Source organism: Dickeya sp. CFBP 2040 (genome assembly GCF_012273755.1).
GTDB classification, from domain to species: domain Bacteria; phylum Pseudomonadota; class Gammaproteobacteria; order Enterobacterales; family Enterobacteriaceae; genus Dickeya; species Dickeya poaceiphila.
On the sequence record NZ_JAAVXH010000025.1, the window covers coordinates 40867 to 63823 of the forward strand.

Below are 22957 nucleotides of genomic sequence, written 5' to 3' on the forward strand. Positions count from 1 at the left end.
AGAATATTTATTCGCTGCCTTATGGCCCAATATATGTGTATATAAGGTAGTACAATGCCTAAATCACGCCAGCGGGAAATTTAGCGAGATGCAAATAAGTACTGTAAAGCGGCGGAAAAACAGCAGGATGAACTCAGATACAAATATAAAGGAAACCAGCCGATAGAGGATAAACTCAGCGAATATAATTTTTAATTTCTCTTCGATACCGACCTTTTACCCCCCAAAAAAAAGCCAGTCGATTAATCAGACTGGCTTACGTATCGGCTCAGCACCGGGCTGAACGCATAAGGGTGGGTGTTCACTGGAGTGCGAGTTCCTTATTAACAGGTTTAGGTTTGGCGTCATCCACACCGGTTGCCCGTAGCCTCGCCAGCGCCCGTTCCGCCTCTTGCAGCACGTGCTGACATTGCTCCGGAGTAATGGTCAGTGGTGGTTCGATGCGAATCGACTTGGCGTTGTTCAGCGTGCCTGCCACCAGTACGCGGCGCTGGAACAGCTCGCTGGCAAACGCATAACCAATCGAGTTTTCCCTGAATTCAATTGCCTGTAGCAAACCTTTGCCGCGCGCCTCCACAATCAGATCAGGATACGCCGCCGCCAGTCGTTGCAACCCGGTCAGCAGAATTTCTCCCTGACGCGCTGCCTGCTCCGCCAGATTATCACGCAACAGCACGTTGATGGTCGCCAGCGCCGCCGCACAGGCCAACGGGTTGCCGCCAAAAGTGGTGGTGTGCAGGAACGGGTTGTCAAACAGCACCGAGAACACCGCTTCGGTAGCGACTGTTGCGCCAATCGGCATCACGCCGCCGCCGAGCGCCTTCGCCAGACACAGGATATCCGGCTGCACGCCATAGTGCTCGCAGGCAAACATCTTACCGGTACGCCCCATGCCGGTTTGCACTTCATCCAGAATCAACAATGCGCCAACCTCATCGCACAATGCGCGAACAGCGGGTAGATACGATTCCGGCGGCACAATGACGCCACCTTCTCCCTGAATCGGCTCCAGAATCACCGCGGCAACCCCTTCACCGTTGCGCTGACACTGTTCGACTTTCTGTCGCATCGCCTGAATATCGCCAAACGCCACATGGTGGAAATTCGGCAATAATGGCATAAACGGGCGACGAAACACCGGCTTGGCAGTGGCGGACAACGCCCCCAGCGACTTGCCGTGGAATGCGCCGTGGGTGGCGATGAAGCTGAACTTTCCGCGGGGTGACTGATAGGCTTTCGCCAGCTTCAGCGCCGCCTCCACCGACTCAGTGCCGCTGTTGCTAAAGAAACTATACTTCAGCGCGCCAGGGGTGATGGCCGCCAGCGTTTTTGCCAGCATAGCGCGCAGTGGGTCCAGCAGTTCCTGACTGTGTAACGGCTGTTTGGACAGTTGCTTTTCCACCGCGGCGACCACCATCGGGTTACGGTGACCAACATTGAAAATGCCATAACCACCAAGGCAGTCGAGGTATTCATTGCCCTGCGTATCAAGCAGCGTATTGGGACCGCTGGCGCGCCATTCTACCGCACCATAGCTGCCACCAGAGGTGACGGATTTTCTGTACTCCAGAAAACCGGGATTGACGTATTCACGAAATGCACTGAGGGTTTCAAGATTGAGCGCCGTCATCGCATCGGCGGACAAGGTATCGCTCATAATCCAATCAAGAGCCTGCTGAGAACACTCTAGCGGGTTGAGATGTGACGGTTGTCTGGACAAAATGCGCTCCTTGGGAGTGAGGTATCACGTGATACCAATTTAAGTAATGCATATAACGCACCACCCTGCCCACCCAATCCGAAAATCACGATTTCCTCCTTTTTTAAATTATTTTTACAAAACTTTATAAACAAAATAGTCTGTTCACTATTACGTCTTACCGTTAACTACGAAATAAAGAGTAAAAAACGCTCAAAAAACAAGGCGAGCGCACCGTTATTGTGCAGCTCGCCCTACTGTTGGGCATTTTTTCACCGCCCGCCGGTTGTCACTCGTACCGTCAGTGACGAATCATAACGTGCCGCACTACGGTGTAATCCTCCAGACCGTAGACAGACATGTCCTTGCCGTAACCAGACAGTTTCTGGCCGCCGTGCGGCATCTCGCTCACCAGCATAAAGTGGGTGTTGACCCAGGTGCAGCCGTATTCCAGACAGGCGGCGACACGATGCGCGCGGCCGATATCTCGCGTCCACACCGAAGAAGCCAGCCCATAGCGAGAATCGTTAGCCCACGCCACCACCTGCGCTTCATCGTCAAATGGCGTGATGGATATCACCGGACCAAATACTTCCCGCTGAACTATCTCGTCTTCCTGCCGGGCATCCGCCAGTACGGTGGGTTGAAAATAGTAACCCCCGCCAGGCACCCGCTCCCCGCCGGTAATCAGCCGGATATGCGGTTGTGCACGGGCGCGCTCGACAAAACCGGCAACCCGCTCCAACTGTTCAGCGGTGATCAAGGGACCCAACTCGGTGGACGGGTCGTCGGGTGTGCCGATTTTCAGCGTAGCAACCGCTTTGCCGAGCTTTTCCACCAATTGTTCATAGATGGGGCGCTGCACGTAGAGACGGCAGGCCGCAGTGCAGTCTTGCCCGGCGTTGTAGAAGCCGAAACTACGAATACCGTCTACCACTTGATCCAGGTCGGCATCGTCAAACACGATTACCGGCGCTTTGCCACCCAGTTCCATGTGAGTGCGTTTCACGCTGGGTGCCGCATGACCAATAATGTGCGCACCGGTGGCGATAGAACCGGTCAGCGATACCATGCGCACCCGTTCGTGGCCGGTCAGCGCATCGCCGATTTCCCGTCCCTGTCCGAACAAGATATTGACGACGCCCGGTGGGAACAGATCGGCCAGCAAGCTGGCCAGATACAGCGCCGTCAGCGGCGTCTGCTCCGCCGGCTTCAGCACCACGCAGTTACCTGCCGCCAGCGCCGGCGCCAGCTTCCACGCCGCCATCATCAGCGGATAATTCCAGGGGGCGATAGACGCGACAACGCCCACCGGATCGCGGCGGATCATCGAGGTATGCCCTTCCAGATACTCACCCGCCGCCGAGCCGTTCAGGCAACGCGCCGCACCGGCAAAGAAGCGAAACACATCCGCCACCGCAGGCATCTCGTCATTCAACGCTGCATGATAAGGTTTACCGCAATTCAGCGACTCCAGCCGGGCCAGCGTTTCGCTGTGTTCTTCAATCAAGTCCGCCAGTTTCAGTAACAGCGTGGCACGTGTTTTCGGCGTGGTCTGTCCCCAGTGGGCAAACGCTGCATCCGCCGCCATCACGGCGGCATTCACTTGTGCCAGATCCGCCTGCGCCATCGTGATAATGGCGTCTCCCGTCGCCGGGTTGTACACCGTATAAGGCGCTCCGCTACCTAACACCCGCTTTCCGTCAATCAACATGTCAATCAGCAAATTGTCGTGCATACCCCGCTCCCTTGAAACGATAGCTGTAGACGTACCCTATAGCGTTCATCTAGCAAAATACCTGCCATCTTCTGCAGTCGCTCACCGATAAAAACGGTACTTGCTGCCTCTCAAGCGTAGCTGAGCCATAACCACAAGAGAGCCGGAGGGAAATGACGCCGCTCACATAACGCAGAGATAACCGGAGTATCGCCTGGCGTTACTCTGCACCCCATAATGAATGACGGTGTTTTTCAGACAGAGGGAGTTTATGTCGCCGGGTTCTCACACAGAGGTTTTCCTCTCAACGGTCCGCCTGGAAACCGGCCAGTGGGGGTTTTGTCACTATCCGCCCATGTGCCGGCGCCATAACGCGACACAGTGCCGGGCCAGTGCTTCGGTACTGTCGATACTACGCGCCAACCAGTGTGACTGCACGGCGGCCAATCCAGGAGCAACTTCGGTGCAGGCCAGGATCAGATGAGTGGCGCCACGCGCAGCCAGCCGTTCGGCCAGTTGCTCGAAGCGTTGTCCGCCTGCCGCAGCCTCACCACGCTTGACGGCGTAACAGCCCGGCACAAACAGGTTATCCATCTCCTGTTCATCGGGCAGTACCATTTCGACATCCAGTGCCGCCAACCGCTGTTGATACCACCCCGCCGCCAACGTGCCGTGAGTAGCGATCACCCCCAACCGTAGGGACGGAGTGCCGTCCAGGGCAAACCGCACCTGCGCCAGCGTGGCATCGGCGATATGCAGCACCGGTGCACGGCTGGCCGCTCGCAGTTCATCAAACCAGTGATGCGCAGTATTACAGGGAATAATCAGGTGACTAATATCCAGCCGGTTGAGGTGTTCAACGCCATCCAACAACGCAGGCAACGGTGATGCGCCAATCCCGGCCAGCGCCCGCTGGCGATCCGGAACCTGCGGCACATTCCACACTGCGAGCGGCACATGTTGCTGGTCACGCTCAGCGGGCGTAGCGGCGATGATCTTCTGCAACAGATCTACGGTGGCGAGCGGCCCCATGCCGCCCAGCACTCCGGCCAGAAAACGCGACGACGACGGCATCACCAGCTTTCCTGCTGTTCAAACAGTTGACGGTAGCCAAACAGTCCAGCCGCTCCGCCGGTATGAATAAACAGCACGTTTTCATTTTTGCCGAACTGCCCTTTGCGTACCAGGTCGATCAACCCGGCCAACGCCTTACCGGAATAGACCGGGTCCAGCAAAATGCCTTCCAGTTGCGCCGCCAGTTTCAAGGCTTCCAGCGTACCAGCGGTGGGAATGCCGTATCCCTGCCCAACATAGTCGCTGTTGACCTGAACCGCCTCGCGCGGCACCTCGCCCGTCAGCCCCAGCTTCTGCCAGGTGCGCTGCGCCAGTTGCCACACGTTCTCTTCCTGCTTCGTCTTTGGCGCCCGTACGCTGATGCCCAATACAGGAATACCGCTGTTGCTGGCAGTCAGCCCGGTTACCAGTCCAGCCTGAGTACCGGTGCTACCGGTGGCGTGTACGATATGGTCAAGACTTAGTCGCTGTTGACTGGATTGATACAGCAGCTCTTCAGCACAGGCGACATACCCCAGCGCACCGGTCGGGCTGGAACCACCGCCGGGAATAACGTAAGGCCGGTGGCCCTGTTCGCGCAGCGTGGCCGCCAGTACCTCCATCGCCTGCTGCATGTCCGTGCCAGCAGGCAGATGCCCCACAATGTCGCCGCCCAGCAGTTTGTCCAACAGCACATTACCGGAACGCTGGTAGTCAACACCATAATCATCAACCCGCTTTTCCAGCAGAACCTGCGTCTTCAACCCCAATTTCGCTGCGGCGGCGATAGTTTGGCGTACATGGTTGGATTGCGTGGCCCCTTGGGTGATGATGACATCAGCATCCTGCTGCAAAGCTTCTGCCAACAGAAATTCGAGTTTGCGGGTTTTATTACCGCCGGTCGCCAGCCCGGTGGCGTCGTCACGCTTGATATAAATCGTCGGTCCGCCAAGATAAGCCGATAACCGCGGTAGCGGTTCCAGCGGTGTGGGGAAATGCCCTAATGACAAACGGGGAAAACGGGCGAGATGCATTGTTATCTCCTCGATAAATAATATAAACAAAGTGAATCGTATAAGGTATTCGTATAGTTCCAGCTACAAAACTGATGAACAGAGAATAAAAAAACATCATGAAATAATCGCTTCCCCCAAAATAATGAGAAATGCGATTTCATGTGTTATCGAAATAACACCATTACACTACGCAATAACTGATTCAGGCTATCTGCCGCTCCAGTTCGGTTAATTGCCGCCAGCTTTCGTCATCGACAAAAATACCGTTTGTCAGCCGTTGGCGATAAGCCCGCTGTTCCGGATCACCGGGCAGCAGCAATTCGCCATCGGAACGCGACTGTCGCACCCAATCCAGCAAGGCAGGAATTTCTTGTTGATAGCTGGCCGCGCCGCCCATCCGCTGCGGATCGATCAGTATCGATAACATGCTGTTGATGATCCGCTTGCCTTGCCCCGTAGCAGTACGCTCGGTCGCCCCGCCGGTCAGCGCCGCGCCAAGCAACGAGCACACCAGCGCCAGCCCGGAGCCTTTATGCTGGCCAAATGACAGCAGCGCGCCGAAAGGTTCCTCCATCAGCCAGCGCGGGTCCACCGCAGGCTGGCCCAGATTATCGACAATCTGCCCTGGCGGCAGTTGTCGTCCTTCGTTCCAGGCAATGCGCGCCTTGTTGCCGGCAATCACGCTGGTGGCAAAATCAAGAATCACCGGCGGACCACCCACGACCGGAACACCGACGCAGAAGGGATTAGTGCCGAAACGCGGTTGCTGCCCCTGCCAGGGCATGACGATAGGGCGAGTGTAGACATTGGCGAAATGCAGCGACACCAGCCCGGCATCGGCCGCCTGTTCCGCCCAGGCGCCGATACGCCCAAGATGGTGCGCATCCGACAGGCTGATCACCGCAACGCCCTGCTGCTGCACACGCTCAATACCCTGAGCTATCGCCTGTCGGGCCACTACCTGACCAAAACCATGCTGCCCGGAAAACGCTATCATCGGCCCAGCGTCGAGGGTCTTTTCCACCTGAGCATGTGGCGCCAGCCCACCTTCTCGAATGGCGGCGATATAACGCGGCAACATGCCGACGCCGTGAGAATCATGGCCCTTCAGGCTGGACTCCACCAGATTATCCGCCACCAGCCCGGCGACATCTGCTCTCACCTCCGCATCGCTCAGGCGTTCGCGTAAATAATGACGTAAATAATCGTGAGAAAAAACAGGCATGTTTCTGGTCCCCGTAAATCAGAATGTGTTTACTATAATCTTCGCGGAAATCGGGGTAAGTGAATAATACAGGAAACGATAGCAATAATAGTGCTTAACCAAATACCGAATCTGTTTATCAAAAATAACTATAAACAGGATTCAACTAACTTATTTCCAAATGGTCTTTGTCATCAGGCGTTATAAAAATAGCATTCAAAGTTATCTTTTTTTGAAATGAAATCGACCACCGAATTTCATTAATTAAACAATTAACTGCGAGACTATATTGATGGCGCCAGTGGCAATGCAATTCATAGCAATAAACCAGGTCGTAAAAATAAACCGGGCGAAAAAGACGACTGGGCAGACGAATACCGCCTCCAGCCATGTCAAAAGCGGTTGGCTGCTGGCACTGACGCTCACGCTGGGTGCTGCGCCGTTGGCGGCACAAGCGGAGGGTAGCATCAGCATCGCCCAGCAGTTCGGCATCGGCTACCTGATTCTGGACGTGGTGCGCGACCAGCAATTAATTGAAAAAAATGGTAAACAGCAGGGGCTGGATATCAAAGTGGACTGGCGAACGCTATCCGGTGCCACAGCCATTAATGAAGCATTGCTGTCCGGCGCGCTGGATGTCGCGTCCGCCGGGGTGCCGCCGATGCTGACGCTGTGGGACCGTACGCTGGGCAAACAGAATGTACGCGCCATCGCCTCGCTGGGTTCTATGCCGAATTATCTGTTAACTAACAATCCGGCGGTGAAAACCCTGCGCGACCTCAGCGACCACGACCGCATCGCCACCCCCGCTGCCGGCGTCGGTTTCCAGTCACGCACATTGCAGATTGAAACCGCCAAACTGTTCGGCGACAGTAACTACAAACGTTTCGATAATATTACCGTCAGCCTGCCGCACCCGGACGCCAACGCGGCGTTGATCGCCGGCGGTTCGGAAATCACCGCCCATTTCTCCAGTCCGCCGTTTCAATATCAGGCACTGGAACACCCGAACGTGCACAAAATTCTGAGTTCTTATGACGTGCTGGGCGGGGCAGGCACCTTCAATGTGCTCTACACCACCCAAAAATTTCACGATGAAAACCCGAAAACCTACCGCGCCTTCTATGACGCACTGAAGGAAGCCTCTGACATCATCAACGCCAACAAGGCCGCCGCCGCCGAAACCTATATCCGGGTGGAAAACTCACGCCTGCCGTTGCCGCTGGTCAAGCGCATCGTCGAAGACCCGGAGGTAGATTTCACCATAGTGCCGCAACGCACCTCGGTGTATGCCGAAAAACTGCAACAGCTCGGCGTACTGAAAAACAAGGCGGCGTCATGGAAAGACTACTTCTTCAGTGAAATCTACGATCAGCCGGGCAGTTAATATCCGGCAACAGGAGATGGCGATGTCCGCTTACCCATTGCATCCGCTGTTGCAGGTCAACAATGTTGACCTGCGTTACCGAACCTATCGCGCACAGATACAGGCGACCCACGACGTCAGTTTTGATGTGTTTCCGGCAGAACGTTTTGTGCTGCTGGGGCCATCAGGTTGCGGCAAATCCAGTCTGCTGAAAGCAATCGGCGGGTTTCTGTCGCCAACCAGCGGTTATATTCGGCTGGAGAACCAGCCCGTCACGCGCCCCGGTCCGGACCGTATGATGGTGTTTCAGGAGTTCGACCAGTTGCCGCCGTGGAAAACGGTGCTGGAAAACACGCTGTTTCCGCTGGTCGCCAGCGGCAAACTGACGAAATCAGACGCGCGCGAACGGGCGCTGCACTTTCTCGATAAAGTCGGACTGGCGAACTTCGCCAATGCCTACCCCCACACGCTGTCCGGTGGTATGAAACAGCGAGTGGCGATTGCCCGCGCGCTGGCGATGCAACCGAAAATACTGCTGATGGACGAACCCTTCGCCGCACTGGACGCTCTCACTCGCCGCAAAATGCAGGAAGAGTTGCTCACATTGTGGGAAGAGGTGCGCTTCACGCTGCTGTTCGTCACCCACTCCATTGAAGAGGCGCTGGTGGTCGGCAGCCGGGTCTTGCTGTTGTCTCCTCATCCCGGTCGGGTGCGGGCGGAAATCAACTGCCATCAGTTTTCGCTGAACGATGCCGGCAGCGAGGCCTTTCAGCACACCGCTCAGCACATCCACGATCTGTTATTCCCGCCGACACCAGCCCCTCGCGGCCCGTCGGCTTCACACGAGGTTCCTCATGAATATGTTGCCCCCGATCAGGCCAGAGTATCAGCGTGAACTCACGCCATTGGCGCCCGATACGCTGGAAGCACCACTGCCATGGCTAACCCGGCTGGCTCAACATACCGGGTTGCGCCGCTTAATACTGGTGCTGTTACTGCTGGCGTTATGGGAAGTCGCTGCTCGCTGGCAGAATAACGACCTGATGCTACCTGGCTTTTTCCAGACGCTGCAGGCGTTCTGTCAGGACTGGCTGAGCGGCGAATTACCAAAGAAAACAGCCGTGTCTCTCGGTATGCTGCTCAAAGGATACGCTATCGGCAGCCTGCTGGCACTGTTGCTCAGTACGCTGGCGGTATCGGTACAACTGGGGCGCGACCTGCTGGCTCTGCTCACCGCTATGCTTAACCCGCTGCCCGCCATCGCCCTGCTGCCGCTGGCGCTGCTGTGGTTTGGCCTCGGTGAGAAAAGCCTGATTTTCGTGCTGGTGCATTCGGTGATGTGGCCGATGGCACTCAACGCTTACAGCGGTTTTCTCGGCGTTTCCGATACCCTGCGCATGGCCGGGCGCAACTATGGCCTGACCGGCTGGCGTTATGTCGCTCACATTCTTATCCCGGCAGCGCTACCTGCCATTATTTCTGGTCTGAAGATCGGCTGGGCCTTCGCCTGGCGTACCTTGATCGCCGCTGAACTGGTATTTGGCGCCTCCAGCGGCAAAGGCGGACTGGGATGGTATATCTTCCAGAATCGCAACGAATTGTATACCGACCACGTGTTCGCCGGTCTGGCGTCGGTGATCTTGATAGGGTTACTGGTGGAAGGGTTGATTTTCGCCACGCTGGAACGTCTGACCGTTCGAAAATGGGGAATGCAGCGCTAAGCGGCATTCCCATGATGACTGGTACAGGCCTGTAAAGCATCCCAGGACAGACGATAGGTTTATTGCGGTATGAGAGGAAACTCAATGCCGCAACATGCTCTGGCTTGTTCAAGTACGTCGGAGACGCTCAATACCGTATCCAGTAATTCATAACACCGGTCGCTATCCCAGGCGCTAAAAATATCCCTGAATACCTCGAATTCATACACCATATAGCTACTACTATTCGCCGAGTCTTCAAATCGCGTCAACATCCCTTGTTTCGAGCATTCGATACGCGTCTGCTTCTCTAGGGCAATACTTATCGATACCCTTATACCGATACCACGCGTGCAGGCCAGGAGTATAAAAAAACCGGGCCGAAGCCCGGTTGCAACATCATAGAAAACAAGATTATTCCTGACTGGCGGGTCGCACAACCAACGTTGCCTGCTCTTGCTCATAGGCACGCGCTTTCTCTTCGTCGAACTGCCCTTCCCACTTGGCGACAACCAGCACCGCCAGCGCATTGCCCACTACATTCAGTGCGGTACGCGCCATATCCAGAATGCGGTCTACCCCGGCGATAAACGCCAGACCTTCCAGCGGAATACCCACGCTGCCCAGCGTCGCCAGCAATACCACAAAGGAGACACCCGGTACGCCGGCAATCCCTTTAGAGGTGATCATCAGCGTCAGCACCAGCACCACCTCATGCCCCAGACTGAGATCAATGCCGTACAGTTGCGCGATGAAAATAGCCGCGATGCTTTGATACAGCGTGGAACCATCCAGATTGAACGAGTAACCGGTCGGCACCACAAAGCTGGTGATCGCTTTTGGTGCGCCGTAGGCTTCCATCTTCTGAATGATACGCGGCAGCACCGTTTCGGAACTGGCGGTCGAATAGGCAAGAATCAGCTCGTCCTTCAGAATGCGGATCAGCGTCATAATGCGCAGGCGGCACATACGCGCCACAGCCCCCAGCACCACCAGCGCAAAGAACAGAATCGCGGCATAGACCAGAACCACCAGCTTGGCGAGCGGCCATAGCGAAGCGAAGCCGAAGTTGGCAACGGTCACGGAAATCAGTGCAAACACCCCAATCGGTGCATAACGCATGATCATGTTAGTGACACGGAACATGGTTTCCGACGCACTGCGGAACACATTCAACAGCGGATCACGCTGCTCGCGCGGCAGAGATGACAGCCCAAGGCCGAACAATACGGCGAAGAAGATCACTGGCAGCATGTCACCCTTGGCCAACGCGGCAAAAATATTGGGTGGAATCAGCGAGAGAATCGTGCCTACCAGACTGTGCGAACCGCTTTGCACCTGTTCGGTGGTTTTCTCATACTGAGAGATATCCACTTTGGTCAGCATCGACATGTCAACGCCGTGCCCAGGATGAAACAGGTTGGCTAATGTAATACCGATGACAATCGCCAACGTGGTAATGACTTCAAAATAAACGATTGTTTTGAAACCGATGCGCCCCAGCTTTTTAGCATCACCGACACCAGCGATGCCGACCACCAGCGTGGTGATAACAATCGGCACCACAATCATCTTGATCAACCGGATAAAGATATCCCCGGCTGGACTCAACAGGTTGGCGATCAACCATTGTTTATTGGCTGGGTTTTCATGCAGCCAAGCACCGACAGCAATACCGATGAACAATGCGATGAGAATTTGCCAGGCAAGGCTAACTTTTTGTTTTTTCATGATACGAATCCATTGTCTGTGCTCCCTGCTACTACTCGCCGATGGCTATACCACTGCCACCGGACATTCCAGCGAATGCTGAATTGCTACAGATGAAGGGGGAGGTTGAAGGTTATTTTTCGCACAAATCCGCTACCCACAGGCAAATATGTGACTGACCAAAACACAGAATGCGCAATCAAATAGCTATTCACTTATAATGCACAATTATTTGCATAAAAAAGAAAATAAAAAGGCATAACTTATTGTTATGCCTAGTCATGCTACTATCCTCAGGTATTGAGATCAAGCGATACGTTCTGAGTGTTTTTCATAATTATGCGTTTCGTCACTCTATATTGGTTAATAACAGGCAGGCGAAAACCGCAACATTTCAGCGTGGGACGGGAGCAAAACGCGAGCAAACTCGCGCTTGCAGACAACGGAATCATCCCCTATCAGATCTGATAATCGATCACCGGTTCGTTGTCGTCGGCAAACACCCGGCTCTTGATATCATCCTGAGTGAGTTCCGGATTACACAGTTGAATAAACTTCCAGATATAATTGCGCTGTAACTGACCGCGCTTCAGACCCAGCCAAACCGTACTGGTTTCAAACAGATGACGCGCATCTAACCGTACCAGTCCGGGATCGCGGGTTTCATCAAACGACATGTCGGCAACGATCCCCACCCCTAGCCCCAGCTCGACGTAAGTTTTGATCACGTCGGAATCTTGCGCACTGATCGAGACATGCGGTGCCAAACCAGCCGCAGCGAATGCCTGATCGATACGTGAACGGCCAGTGATACCTTGCCGATAGGTAATCAGCGGTACCGCGCTGAGCTTGTCGAGAGTGACCACCGGCTCTTGCGCCAGCGCATGGCCTTCCGGCACCAGAATCGCATGTCGCCATTGGTACCAGGGAAAAGCCGCCAGCGAGTTTACATTCATCAGTTGTTCGGTAGCGATGCCGATATCCGCTTCGCCCGACTCCAGCATCGTGACAATTTCATCCGGCGTACCTTGATTAATCACCAGTTGCACCTGCGGATAGAGCGAGCGGAACGCCTTAATCACCTCCGGCAGACTATAGCGCGCCTGAGTGTGAGTCGTGGCGATAACCAGTTGGCCGACATCATGGTCGCTAAACAGGTTTGCCAGCCGACGAATATGGTTGGCGTCATTTAGAATACGCTCAGCCATGACCAACAGCTCTTTACCAGGTTCCGTCATCCCCAGCAGGCGCTTACCGCGACGGATAAAAATCTCAATGCCCAGTTCGTCTTCTAATTCCCGGATATGGCGACTGACGCCAGACTGGGACGTGAACAAGGTATTAGCGACATCGGTCAGGTTATAGTTGCACCGTGCCGATTCACGAATAATCTTCAGTTGTTGAAAATTCACACCCTTATCCTTTGTAAGCGGTTTTGTTTTCACCATTCATACGAAGGATTGTTATTCCATACAAATAACAAAAATTTACTATTTATAATTTTTTACGATATATTGCCGGTTTTATCAGCCGCATGAATATAACCCTGATGTGTTGTTAATTTACGTGCAGGAGCAGTGCCTGATAACACAGTATCTTGCAAACCGATATGAATGGGGCAAATGGTTATATTTATTGACCAATAAGTTTATTTCAGAGTGTGATTCTCCAATCGTTTTTGGCCATGCCGATTATGGCTCTTTCGATTCAAATCGATCGGGTCAGAAAATCGCTGACATCCGACTCCACTTCCTCCATCTGCCGCAGCGCATCCAGCGTATCGCGCGCCTCCTGTTCATCCAGCAGGCTCATGGCGAAACCAACGTGCACCAACACCCACTGACCAATCAGTGATGAGGGTTGCCCTTCTTGTTGTACCAGCGTCACATTCACTTCACGCCGCACACCGCACACATCCACCCATGCCAGTTGCTTATCCGTTGACGCCCACGCCACCACCTGCCCCGGAATTCCCAGACACATAACACCCACCCTGTTAGTTGAAGTCACCGTTTCTATCCAACAGTTTAAGCAAATTTGATGCCAGCTGACGTTATCCTGCTTAGCCAGAGCGTTTAACACTGACAACCCAATAGTATGTTGTAACTAATATAGCTATCAGGCTGCTAAAACCGGGCTAGTCGTCAAAAGTGTCGAGAAATTTCAGTGTAGTGATCGTGGTTCACGCACTGTCGAGGGTGACGACATCAGCGTAATGGTTCGTCGAAAAACCTCGTCACTAATGTCGAGCAATGGAGCGGCCCAGAACGCATCGGGTGAGGATAAATAACATAACCTACTGATTAAAAAAATAATTAACCCCATATTTTTCTTATGGCATGGAATATGCTTGCGGCGCAGGAAACATTTCTATCACCCCGGAGGGTATGGCTATGAACCGCTTCGTCATTGCGGAGCCGACACGTTGTATCGGATGCAACACCTGCATGGCGGCCTGTACGCAGGTACATCGGCAGGCAGGGCTACAGTCTCATCCGAGACTGACCGTTGAGCGCGATGCCGGTGGTACGGCCCCGGTGCTGTGTCGCCATTGTGAGGACGCCCCCTGCGCCAAAGTGTGTCCGGTCAATGCCATCAGGCATCAGGACAATGCCGTGTTGCTGGATGAAAACACCTGTATCGGCTGCAAACTCTGCGCCATCGCCTGCCCGTTTGGCGCTATCACGCCATCTGGCAGTACCCCGCTGGCCACACCGACGGCGTTTGATCAATACATCCCGCTGTCACTGCTGTCCGATGTCCCGGTGAGTCTGCCGTCGGTGCATCCGATGCTGGCGTGGAACGCCGGGGTGCGCAGCATCGCGGTGAAATGCGATCTGTGCGATTTCCACGAACAGGGACCGGAATGCGTACGTGTCTGCCCGACTCACGCGCTGTACCTGGTGGATGACACCATGCTGGACGATGCTATCGCCGCTAAACGCCGTCAGGCAGCCGAATGGCCGGAAGGCAACGTCCCTTTTCCCCCAACCGGGGCTGACGGGGAGCAAAACCTATGATGACGTCATTACAATGGTTAAGCCTGTCGCTGGCACTGTATCTGGCAGGTGCGCTGTTCTCATTACTATTCTGCCGTCAGGAGTCTCTGGCTATCCGCCTCAGCGGACTGTGCGCACTGGCGGGCGGTTGCGCTGGAGCGCTGGCAGCAACACCGGTGCTGCTGGGCGGCGGCGTGCTGACCGCCATGTTCGACGGGCCGTTTGACGCTTTCGCTCATCTCACACTGCGTTTCGATACGCTCGCCGCATTTATGACGCTGGTGATTTCGCTATTGGTGGCGGTGTCCGCGCTGTATTCACTGGCGTATCTGGAAGAGTACCGTGGGCGTGGAGCCTGGGCGATGGGGTTCTTCATGAACCTGTTTGTCGCCTCGATGGTGGCGCTGGTGGTGGTGGATAACGCCTTCTACTTCATTGTGCTGTTCGAGGTGATGTCGCTCAGCTCCTACTTCCTGGTGATTGCCGATCAGGACGACGAGGCCGTCAGCGCCGGGTTGCTCTATTTCCTGATCGCTCATGCCGGTTCGGTACTGATCATGACGGCGTTCTTCCTGCTCTACCGCCACAGCAGCAGCCTCGATTTCGCGGATTTCCGCCATGCATCGCTGTCGGCACCGCAGGCTTCAGTGGTGTTCCTGCTGGCATTTTTCGGTTTTGGCGCCAAAGCCGGGATGCTGCCGTTGCACGGTTGGCTGCCCCGCGCTCACCCGGCAGCACCGTCGCACGCCTCCGCGCTCATGTCTGGTGTGATGGTAAAGATAGGGGTGTTCGGCATTATTAAAGTCGGCATCGATTTACTGGGTGCGACCGAAGTCTGGTGGGGTGTCGTTGTGCTGGCATTCGGTGCGGTATCGTCAGTGCTAGGCGTGCTGTACGCACTGGCCGAGCATGACATCAAACGTCTGCTGGCGTACCACACGGTAGAAAATATCGGCATTATTTTGATGGGGGTCGGCGTCGGCATGATCGGCATCGCCACCCATCATCCGCTGCTGGCGTTGCTTGGCCTGCTGGGCGGGTTGTATCACCTGCTCAACCATGCGGTGTTTAAGGGATTACTGTTCCTCGGTGCCGGTGCGGTTATCTACCGCGTCCACACCAAAGACATGGAAAAAATGGGCGGACTGGCACGGTTGATGCCGAAAACCGCACTGGCGTTTCTGGTAGGTTGTATGGCGATATCCGCTCTGCCGCCACTCAACGGCTTCGTCAGCGAATGGTTTACCTACCAGTCGCTGTTCACTCTGAGTCATGACGGCGGCATCGGCCTGCGTCTGGTCGCCCCGATTGCCATCGTGATGCTGGCCATCACCGGTGCGCTGGCGGCGATGTGTTTCGTCAAGGTGTACGGCATCAGCTTCTGCGGTGCGCCGCGCAGCGAAAAAGCCGCTCACGCCCGTGAAGTACCCTGGCCGATGACACTCGCCATGCTACTGCTGGCACTGCTGTGCATTCTGCTTGGCATCGGTGCCAGTGTGGTTGCACCGGTCATTACCCGTATCGCCGCCGACCTGGCGCACACGCCGACGATCGCCATGGCGCAAGGACTGGGCGTGTTCCCCGGCGACAGCCAACAGACCCGCCTCAACACCCCGCTGATCTTCATTCTGCTGCTGGCGCTGCCGTTACTGCCGCTGATGATTTACAGCCTGCTGCGTGGCCCGCGCCTCGGTTTTCGTCACAAAGGCACGCCCTGGGCTTGCGGCTATGGCTACGAACAAGCCATGTCAGCGTCTGCCGGTAGCTTTACCCAGCCGTTGCGAGTGATGTTCGCCCCACTCTATCGCGTGCGTAAAACCCTCAATCCAGCCCCGGCCATGCAGCAGGCGCTGGAGAAAACCACGCAAGCGGCAGCGCGTGCCGAACCCGTCTGGGACGACCATGTGGTCATGCCGGTCGTCAGCATCGTGCAACGCCTCAGCCGGGCGGTGCAATGGATTCAGCACGGTGATTTTCGGGTGTACTGCCTGTATGTGGTGGCGGCGCTGGTGGCCCTGCTACTGGTCACTCTGGTTTAAGGAGACCGGAACATGACTCACGTTTCACTCATATTTCCGCTGCTGTGCGCGCTGTTGCAAGCCGTACTGCTGATGGCGGTAGCACCGCTGCTGTCAGGCCTGTCGCGCGTGCTGCGCGCCAAAATGCACTCCCGACAGGGGCCAGGGCTGCTGCAGGATTATCGTGACATCGTCAAACTGCTGCGACGTCAGGAAGTGGCGCCCCAGCACAGCGGCGGCGTGTTTCGCCTGATGCCATTCATCCTGCTCGGCACCATGCTGCTGGTGGCGATGACGCTGCCTGCAATGACAGATGCCTCACCGTTCAGCGCGGCGGGAGATGTCATCACCCTGCTGTACCTGTTTGCGGTATTTCGCTTTTTCTTTTCGCTGTCTGGTCTGGACTCCGGTAGTACCTTTGCCGGCATCGGCGCCAGCCGCGAGCTGACGCTCGGCATTCTGGTGGAACCGATTCTAATGCTCGCGCTGCTGGTGGTAGCACTGGTAGCCGGTTCCACCAACATCGGCAATATCAGCGCCAAGCTGGCGAGCGGTCACTGGGTCTCCCCTACCGCCACCGTACTGGCTTTACTGGCCTGTGCGTTCGCCACCTTCATCGAAATGGGCAAAATCCCGTTCGATGTCGCAGAAGCAGAACAGGAACTGCAGGAAGGACCGCTGACCGAATACGCCGGTGCCGGGCTGGCGCTGGTGAAATGGGGCATCAGCCTCAAGCAAGTGGTGGTCGCCACGCTGTTTCTGTCGATTTTCGTGCCGTTCGGCAAAGCAGAGACATTGTCTGTCGCCTGCCTGCTTTGGGGTGCGCTGGCGCTGTTCATCAAGCTGGTGGTGGTGTTTGTCATCGCCGCGGCTATCGAAAACAGCCTGGCACGCGGGCGCTTCCTGCTGACTGGCCGGGTCACCTGGCTCGGTTTCGGTGTCGCGGCGCTGGCGTTCGTTTTCTACCTGACTGGATTATAAGGAGTCGCCATCCATCATGGAGAATATTGCTCTTGCCACCCTGCTGCTGCCGTTTTTCGGCGCGCTGCTGATAGCCTTTGCGCCGCAACGCCTCGCCAAAGGGTTGTGTACGCTGTTCGCCCTGCTGGCGACGCTCGGCATGGCGCTGCTGGCCTGGCGTTACTTTGACGGCGGCAAAACCGATCTGGTCGTGCCGCTTTATCGTTACGGTCAGGCGGACTTGTTCGGTTTCGTGTTCGACCGTATCAGCCTGTTGATAGGCTTTGCGGTGGTATCGCTCGGTTTTCTGGTCAGCCTCTATTCCTGCGGCTACCTGACGCTGGGCAACCGCGAACACCCACACGACGGCAGCAATCGCTACTACGCGTTTTTGCTGGTGTTCATCGGCGCGATGGCCGGGTTAACACTGTCATCCACCATCCTTGGCCAACTGCTGTTCTTTGAAATTACCGGCGGCTGTTCCTGGGCGTTGATCGGCTACTACCAGAAACCGAAGTCACTGCGTTCCGCGCTCAAAGCGCTGCTGGTGACCCATGTCGCGTCCGTTGGCTTGTATCTGGCGGCGGCCTGGCTGTTCGCCACTACCGGTACCTTCGCGCTCAGTGCCATCGCGCAACTGGACGACAGCAGCAAAATCATCGTCTTCAGCGGCATTCTGTTCGCGGCCTGGGGTAAATCAGCCCAGTTGCCGCTGCATGTCTGGCTGCCGGATGCGATGGAAGCGCCGACACCGGTGAGTGCGTATCTGCACGCTGCCTCAATGGTGAAAGTCGGCGTGTATATCTTCGCCCGCGCCATTCTGTCTGCCGTTGAGGTGCCGCACATCATCGGGGTAGTCGGCGTCATCATGGCGACGATCACGCTGGTGTACGGCTTCCTGATGTACCTGCCGCAAAAAGACATGAAGCGGCTGCTGGCCTATTCAACCATCACTCAGCTCTCCTACATCTTCCTGGCGCTGTCGCTGTCTATCTTCGGTTCGCACATGGCCTTTGACGCCGGAATGGCTTACATCTTCAACCACGCTTACGCCAAGAGCCTGTTCTTTCTGGTGGCCGGCGCGCTCAGCTACAGCTGCGGTACCCGCATGTTGCCGCAGTTGCGCGGCATGATGACCCGCCTGCCGCTACTGGGTATCGGCTTTTGCGTAGCCGCGCTCGCTATCACCGGCGTGCCGCCGTTCAACGGTTTTTTCAGCAAGTTTCCGCTGTTCACCGCCGGGTTTGCGCTCTCCAACGACATCTGGTGGTTACTGCCGTTGATGATAGTGGTACTGGTGGAATCGGTCGCCAGCTTTGCCTGGTTCCTCTATTGGTTTGGTCGCACCGTGCCGGGCAAGCCGTCTGAGGAGGTGGCATCCGCGACACCAGTGCCGATGTCGATGAATCTGGTGCTGCTGGTGCTGATAGTGATGTCGCTGTGCTCCAGCGTTATCGCCGCGCTCTGGCTGAAATAAGGAATTCCCATGACTGGATCACTTCTCGTCAATAATCTGGCTGGTTTGCTGATCATCACCTCGTTGCTGGTGATTGCCGCCAGAAAACCCACGGTGTCCGCCGCGCTGTATGCATTACAGTCGCTGGTGCTGGTGCTTATCTTTATCTCGCTGGGTGGACTACTCGGCTCGCATGAGCTGTATCTGTGGTCGCTGACCGCCTTTATCACCAAAGTGGTGATGGTCCCCGCCATTATGAGCTTTGCTTTCTGCCGACTGGCCGACCCGAAAACCGATGGTGGTGTGATCGGCACCGCCACGCTGATACTGATCGCCACCGTGATTGTGCTACTGAGCTACTTTGCCGTCTCGCCGGTGAAACTGCCGATGGTCAACGACCTCAAGCCGGTGCTGGCCGTCTCTCTCGGCCACTTTCTGATTGGCCTGCTATGCATCGTCAGCCAGCGCAACATCCTCAAACAGGTGTTCGGCTACTGCCTGATGGAAAACGGCGCCCACCTGACGCTGGCGCTGCTGGCTTACCGCGCGCCTGAACTGGTGGAAATCGGTATCGCGACCGACGCTATCTTCGCCGTCATCGTGATGGCGCTGATGGCACGCAAAATCCACCGCACGCTGCATACGCTGGATGTTCAGCAACTGACTGCGCTGAAAGGATGAAACCATGACGACTTTGGATCTTTTTTCCCTGCTGCTGGGTGTGCCGTTTGTCGCCGCCCTGCTGGCGTTCGCCTGCCGCTTTACTGGCGCGGCGGCACGCTCGCTGGTGAGCCTGATTCATCTGGCAGGCATCAGCGCGCTGCTGCTGGTGGCATTACTGGTGGTGTGGACGGTGTACCAGCAGGGCGAACTGCTGGCCGCCAACCGCTGGCTGCATCTCGACAGCCTGAGCACGCTGTTTCTGGCGATTCTTGGCGTCATCGGCTTTCTCACCGGTCTCTACTCGATGGGGTACATGCGTCACGAGGTAGACAGCGGCGAGATCAGCGTCACCACGCTGTGTCACTACTACGGCTTCTTCCATCTGTTCCTGTTCACCATGTTGCTGGTGATCACCAGTAACAACCTGATCCTGATGTGGGCGGCGATTGAAGCCACCACGTTAAGCTCGGCGTTTCTGGTGGGGCTGTACGGTCAGCGTTCCTCGCTGGAAGCAGCATGGAAATACATCATTATTTGTACCGTCGGCGTCGCATTCGGTCTGTACGGTACGGTGCTGGTGTACGCCAACGCCGCCAATGTAATGGCCGAACCGGGCAATGCCATTTTCTGGACGGAAGTACTGCAACACGCTGGTGAACTGGACAGCACGCTGATGCATCTGGCGTTCATCTTTATTCTGATCGGGTTCGGCACCAAAACCGGCCTGTTCCCGATGCACGCCTGGTTGCCGGACGCCCACAGTGAAGCGCCCAGCCCAACCAGTGCCTTGCTCTCTGCGGTACTGCTCAACTGCGCGCTGTTGGTAATCGTGCGCTACACCATTTTGATCAGTGCCGCCATCGGCCCGGAATTCCCGCAGCGACTGTTGCTGGTGTTCGGCCTGCTGTCGGTGGCCGTCGCCGCCTTGCTGATTCTGGTACAGCGCGACATGAAACGCCTGCTGGCTTACTCCAGCGTGGAAAACATGGGGTTGATCGCCGTGGCACTCGGCATCGGCGGTCCACTCGGCATTCTGGCGGCACTGCTGCATACCCTGAATCACAGCCTGGCGAAAACCCTGCTGTTCTGCGGTTCCGGCAACGTGCTGCTGAAATACGGCACCCGCGATATGGATGCGGTGAAAGGCATCCTGCGTGTCGCGCCGGTAACCGGTGCATTACTGGCAGGCGGTGCGCTGGCGCTTAGCGGGATGCCGCCGTTCAACGTATTTCTGAGTGAATTTATGACGGTAACCGCCGGCATTCACGCCGGTCATCTACCGCTGGTGTTGGTGTTGCTGGTGCTGTTGACCGTCGTACTCGCCGGGCTGGTACGCATGATTGCTACCAGCGTGCTGGGCAGCCAACCGGAAGCCGTCAGCAAAGGCGAGCTGGGCTGGCTCACCACCGCGCCAATGCTGATCCTGCTGGTATTAATGCTGGTCATGGGTACCCGCATTCCACAGCCGGTCACCCATTTACTTGAGCGTGCTACGGCCATTGTGTTGAACGGCAATGTGTTAAACGGCAATCAAGCCGGTGAACAGGTGCAACCCAGCCTGGGCTGGCCGTCACTGAGCGCACGCACTACTACGCCGAGTGCTACCACGCCGGATACAGCACCTGCGTCATCGTTAACCCCTTCCCGTCAGGAGATGTACCGTGATTAATTCATCCGCCGCGACCAGCACTGAAAATTTAGGTGCTAATTACGTCGCCCATGTCAGGCAGCAATTCCCGACGGCGATTCTGGAAGAAGAACGGCAAACGGCTAATCAGTTGACGATCACCGTCAAACTGAATCAGTTGCCGGAAGTCGTCGAATACCTTTACTACCAACACGGTGGGTGGTTGTCCGTCTTGTTTGGTAACGACGAACGCACCCTCAACGGCCATTTCGCCGTCTACTATGTACTGTCGATGGAACAGGGTGAGAAGTGCTGGGTGGTAGTGAAAGCGCTGGTTAACCCGACAGTGCCGGAATTCCCCTCGGTGACACCGCGTGTGCCTGCCGCCGTGTGGGGGGAGCGCGAAGTGCGTGATATGTACGGGCTGATTCCGGTCGGCCTGCCGGATGAACGCCGTCTGGTGCTGCCGGACGACTGGCCGGACGAACTCTATCCGCTGCGTAAAGATGCGATGGATTACCGCCAGCGCCCGGCCCCTACTCGTGATGACGAATCCTACACCTTTATTAATGAAGCCACCGGCGACACCCGTGTCGTGCCTATCGGCCCCATGCATATCACTTCCGATGAACCGGGGCATTTCCGGTTGTTCGTCGACGGTGAGCAAATCATTGATGCGGATTACCGCCTGTTCTACGTGCATCGCGGTATGGAAAAGCTGGCGGAAACCCGTATGGGTTACAACGAAGTCACGTTCCTGTCTGACCGGGTGTGCGGCATCTGTGGTTTCACCCACAGCGTGGCTTATACCTCATCCATCGAGAATGCGCTGGGCGTAGTAGTACCGGCCCGCGCCCACACGATCCGCAGCATTCTGCTGGAGGTGGAACGTCTGCACAGTCACCTGCTGAACATCGGTTTGTCCAGCCACTTCGTGGGTTTCGACACCGGCTTTATGCAGTTCTTCCGGGTGCGCGAAAAGTCGATGCAAATCGCCGAAATGCTGACCGGTGCGCGTAAAACCTACGGCCTGAATCTGATAGGCGGTATTCGCCGCGACATCCTGAAAGAGGACCGGCTGAAAACCATCAAACTGATTCGTGAAATGCGCGAAGAGGTCACACAACTGACGGATATGCTGCTGGGCACCGCCAACATGACGCAACGTACCCAGGGTATCGGCGTGCTGGACCGTCAGGTCGCGCGTGACTACAGCCCGGTAGGCCCGATGATTCGCGCCAGCGGCTTCCAGCGCGATGTGCGTGTCGATCATCCGTTCTCTGGTTATCTGGACCTGCCGATGGAACTGCATCATCTCGATGGCGGCGACGTCTATTCCCGCGTGCTGGTGCGGGTGCGCGAAGTGTTCACCTCGCTGGCGATGATTGAATTCGGGCTGGACAACATGCCGGAAGGGCCGATCCTCAACGAGCACATCCATTACCAGCCGCACAAGTTTGCGCTGGGCTTTACCGAAGCGCCGCGCGGCGAAGATATCCACTGGAGTATGACCGGCGACAACCAGAAGCTGTTCCGCTGGCGCTGCCGTGCCGCCACCTATGCTAACTGGCCGGTGCTGCGCTTTATGCTGCGTGGCAACACCATCTCGGATGCACCGTTGATCATCGGCAGCCTTGACCCCTGCTACTCCTGTACCGACCGCGTCACGCTGGTGGACGTTCGTAAAAAGAAAATCACCACCGTGCCGTATAAAGAGATCGAACGCTACGGGCTGGAACGTACCCGTTCGCCGCTGAAATGAGGGAGGC

Annotated in this window: 19 protein-coding genes; 10 read left to right on the forward strand and 9 right to left on the reverse strand. The window is 56.2% G+C overall.

The genetic code is table 11. The annotated features are described in order from the left end of the window. Positions 1–301 precede the first annotated feature (301 nt). From ygjG to Dpoa2040_RS03480, 5 genes are all read right to left on the reverse strand, one after another. Positions 302–1720, reverse strand: a complete 1419-nt coding sequence (ygjG, locus tag Dpoa2040_RS03460; protein WP_168640311.1) for a putrescine aminotransferase — start codon at positions 1718–1720, stop codon at positions 302–304. A gap of 280 nt (positions 1721–2000) precedes the next feature. Next, positions 2001–3437 (reverse strand): aminobutyraldehyde dehydrogenase, encoded by a 1437-nt coding sequence (gene patD / locus Dpoa2040_RS03465; RefSeq protein ID WP_168640312.1) that lies wholly within the window; start codon positions 3435–3437, stop codon positions 2001–2003. A 324-nt stretch (positions 3438–3761) separates the two neighbouring features. Then, positions 3762–4490 (reverse strand): aspartate/glutamate racemase family protein, encoded by a 729-nt coding sequence (locus tag Dpoa2040_RS03470; protein WP_168640313.1) that lies wholly within the window; start codon positions 4488–4490, stop codon positions 3762–3764. After that, entirely contained in the window at positions 4490–5503 is a 1014-nt protein-coding gene (locus tag Dpoa2040_RS03475; RefSeq protein WP_146411382.1) for a D-cysteine desulfhydrase, read from the reverse strand. The genes Dpoa2040_RS03470 and Dpoa2040_RS03475 overlap by 1 nt, the downstream gene beginning before the upstream one ends. Before the next feature lie 184 nt (positions 5504–5687). Then, positions 5688–6710: a malate/lactate/ureidoglycolate dehydrogenase gene (locus Dpoa2040_RS03480; protein ID WP_042869768.1), complete on the reverse strand. Its 1023-nt coding sequence runs from the start codon at positions 6708–6710 to the stop codon at positions 5688–5690. 286 nt (positions 6711–6996) lie between these two features. On the opposite strand from Dpoa2040_RS03480, the gene Dpoa2040_RS03485 reads away from it, so the two are divergent. Genes Dpoa2040_RS03485 through Dpoa2040_RS03495 form a run of 3 tightly spaced genes read left to right on the forward strand, consistent with a single transcriptional unit; the run spans position 6997 to position 9776 of the window. Further along, entirely contained in the window at positions 6997–8076 is a 1080-nt protein-coding gene (locus Dpoa2040_RS03485; RefSeq protein ID WP_168640314.1) for an ABC transporter substrate-binding protein, read from the forward strand. 16 nt (positions 8077–8092) lie between these two features. Continuing rightward, entirely contained in the window at positions 8093–8950 is an 858-nt protein-coding gene (locus Dpoa2040_RS03490) for an ABC transporter ATP-binding protein (RefSeq protein WP_168640341.1), read from the forward strand. Next, positions 8910–9776, forward strand: a complete 867-nt coding sequence (locus Dpoa2040_RS03495; protein ID WP_042869764.1) for an ABC transporter permease — start codon at positions 8910–8912, stop codon at positions 9774–9776. The genes Dpoa2040_RS03490 and Dpoa2040_RS03495 overlap by 41 nt, the downstream gene beginning before the upstream one ends. Positions 9777–9835: 59 nt before the next feature. Here Dpoa2040_RS03495 and Dpoa2040_RS03500 read toward each other — a convergent pair whose 3' ends face one another. From Dpoa2040_RS03500 to hybG, 4 genes are all read right to left on the reverse strand, one after another. Continuing rightward, positions 9836–10030 (reverse strand): hypothetical protein, encoded by a 195-nt coding sequence (locus Dpoa2040_RS03500; protein WP_210423806.1) that lies wholly within the window; start codon positions 10028–10030, stop codon positions 9836–9838. Positions 10031–10169: 139 nt separating this feature from the next. Continuing rightward, on the reverse strand, positions 10170–11486 hold the full coding sequence (gene gltP, locus Dpoa2040_RS03505) for a glutamate/aspartate:proton symporter GltP (protein ID WP_042869762.1): 1317 nt from the start codon (positions 11484–11486) through the stop codon (positions 10170–10172). A gap of 437 nt (positions 11487–11923) precedes the next feature. Next, positions 11924–12877, reverse strand: coding sequence for an HTH-type transcriptional regulator Cbl (gene cbl / locus Dpoa2040_RS03510; protein ID WP_042869760.1), 954 nt, complete (start codon positions 12875–12877; stop codon positions 11924–11926). Between the two features lie 295 nt (positions 12878–13172). Beyond that, complete coding sequence (gene hybG / locus Dpoa2040_RS03515) at positions 13173–13448, reverse strand: hydrogenase maturation factor HybG (RefSeq protein WP_168640315.1); 276 nt, start codon at positions 13446–13448, stop codon at positions 13173–13175. Between the two features lie 410 nt (positions 13449–13858). Between hybG and Dpoa2040_RS03520 the strand changes: the two genes are divergently transcribed. From Dpoa2040_RS03520 to Dpoa2040_RS03550, 7 genes are read left to right on the forward strand one after another with little or no spacing between them, the layout of a single operon-like run. After that, positions 13859–14485, forward strand: coding sequence for a 4Fe-4S dicluster domain-containing protein (locus Dpoa2040_RS03520; protein WP_168640316.1), 627 nt, complete (start codon positions 13859–13861; stop codon positions 14483–14485). Next, positions 14482–16503 (forward strand): hydrogenase 4 subunit B, encoded by a 2022-nt coding sequence (hyfB, locus tag Dpoa2040_RS03525; protein WP_168640317.1) that lies wholly within the window; start codon positions 14482–14484, stop codon positions 16501–16503. Before Dpoa2040_RS03520 ends, hyfB begins: the two co-directional genes overlap by 4 nt. Positions 16504–16515: 12 nt before the next feature. Then, on the forward strand, positions 16516–17463 hold the full coding sequence (locus Dpoa2040_RS03530) for a respiratory chain complex I subunit 1 family protein (protein WP_168640318.1): 948 nt from the start codon (positions 16516–16518) through the stop codon (positions 17461–17463). A 16-nt stretch (positions 17464–17479) separates the two neighbouring features. Further along, positions 17480–18919 (forward strand): hydrogenase 4 subunit D, encoded by a 1440-nt coding sequence (locus tag Dpoa2040_RS03535; RefSeq protein WP_168640319.1) that lies wholly within the window; start codon positions 17480–17482, stop codon positions 18917–18919. Positions 18920–18928: 9 nt separating this feature from the next. Next, a complete protein-coding gene (gene hyfE / locus Dpoa2040_RS03540) occupies positions 18929–19579 on the forward strand; it encodes a hydrogenase 4 membrane subunit (protein ID WP_168640320.1) in 651 nt (216 codons plus the stop codon). A 4-nt stretch (positions 19580–19583) separates the two neighbouring features. Continuing rightward, on the forward strand, positions 19584–21230 hold the full coding sequence (locus Dpoa2040_RS03545) for a hydrogenase 4 subunit F (protein ID WP_168640321.1): 1647 nt from the start codon (positions 19584–19586) through the stop codon (positions 21228–21230). Next, positions 21223–22950 carry a hydrogenase large subunit gene (locus tag Dpoa2040_RS03550; RefSeq protein ID WP_168640322.1) on the forward strand — a complete coding sequence of 576 codons (1728 nt, stop codon included), beginning with the start codon at positions 21223–21225 and terminating at the stop codon, positions 22948–22950. Before Dpoa2040_RS03545 ends, Dpoa2040_RS03550 begins: the two co-directional genes overlap by 8 nt. The last annotated feature ends 7 nt before the right edge of the window (positions 22951–22957 follow it).

Bases quoted from the DNA above. Each gene is read 5' to 3' on its own strand.
- gltP (WP_042869762.1), bottom strand. From the start codon at position 11,486: ATGAAAAAACAAAAAGTTAGCCTTGCCTGGCAAATTCTCATCGCATTG.
- Dpoa2040_RS03480 (WP_042869768.1), bottom strand. From the start codon at position 6,710: ATGCCTGTTTTTTCTCACGATTATTTACGTCATTATTTACGCGAACGC.
- Dpoa2040_RS03475 (WP_146411382.1), bottom strand. From the start codon at position 5,503: ATGCATCTCGCCCGTTTTCCCCGTTTGTCATTAGGGCATTTCCCCACA.
- Dpoa2040_RS03520 (WP_168640316.1), top strand. From the start codon at position 13,859: ATGAACCGCTTCGTCATTGCGGAGCCGACACGTTGTATCGGATGCAAC.
- Dpoa2040_RS03545 (WP_168640321.1), top strand. From the start codon at position 19,584: ATGACGACTTTGGATCTTTTTTCCCTGCTGCTGGGTGTGCCGTTTGTC.
- hybG (WP_168640315.1), bottom strand. From the start codon at position 13,448: ATGTGTCTGGGAATTCCGGGGCAGGTGGTGGCGTGGGCGTCAACGGAT.
- Dpoa2040_RS03535 (WP_168640319.1), top strand. From the start codon at position 17,480: ATGGAGAATATTGCTCTTGCCACCCTGCTGCTGCCGTTTTTCGGCGCG.
- Dpoa2040_RS03530 (WP_168640318.1), top strand. From the start codon at position 16,516: ATGACTCACGTTTCACTCATATTTCCGCTGCTGTGCGCGCTGTTGCAA.
- Dpoa2040_RS03495 (WP_042869764.1), top strand. From the start codon at position 8,910: ATGAATATGTTGCCCCCGATCAGGCCAGAGTATCAGCGTGAACTCACG.
- hyfE (WP_168640320.1), top strand. From the start codon at position 18,929: ATGACTGGATCACTTCTCGTCAATAATCTGGCTGGTTTGCTGATCATC.
- Dpoa2040_RS03500 (WP_210423806.1), bottom strand. From the start codon at position 10,030: ATGTTGACGCGATTTGAAGACTCGGCGAATAGTAGTAGCTATATGGTG.
- hyfB (WP_168640317.1), top strand. From the start codon at position 14,482: ATGATGACGTCATTACAATGGTTAAGCCTGTCGCTGGCACTGTATCTG.
- Dpoa2040_RS03490 (WP_168640341.1), top strand. From the start codon at position 8,093: ATGGCGATGTCCGCTTACCCATTGCATCCGCTGTTGCAGGTCAACAAT.
- Dpoa2040_RS03485 (WP_168640314.1), top strand. From the start codon at position 6,997: ATGCAATTCATAGCAATAAACCAGGTCGTAAAAATAAACCGGGCGAAA.
- patD (WP_168640312.1), bottom strand. From the start codon at position 3,437: ATGCACGACAATTTGCTGATTGACATGTTGATTGACGGAAAGCGGGTG.
- Dpoa2040_RS03470 (WP_168640313.1), bottom strand. From the start codon at position 4,490: ATGCCGTCGTCGTCGCGTTTTCTGGCCGGAGTGCTGGGCGGCATGGGG.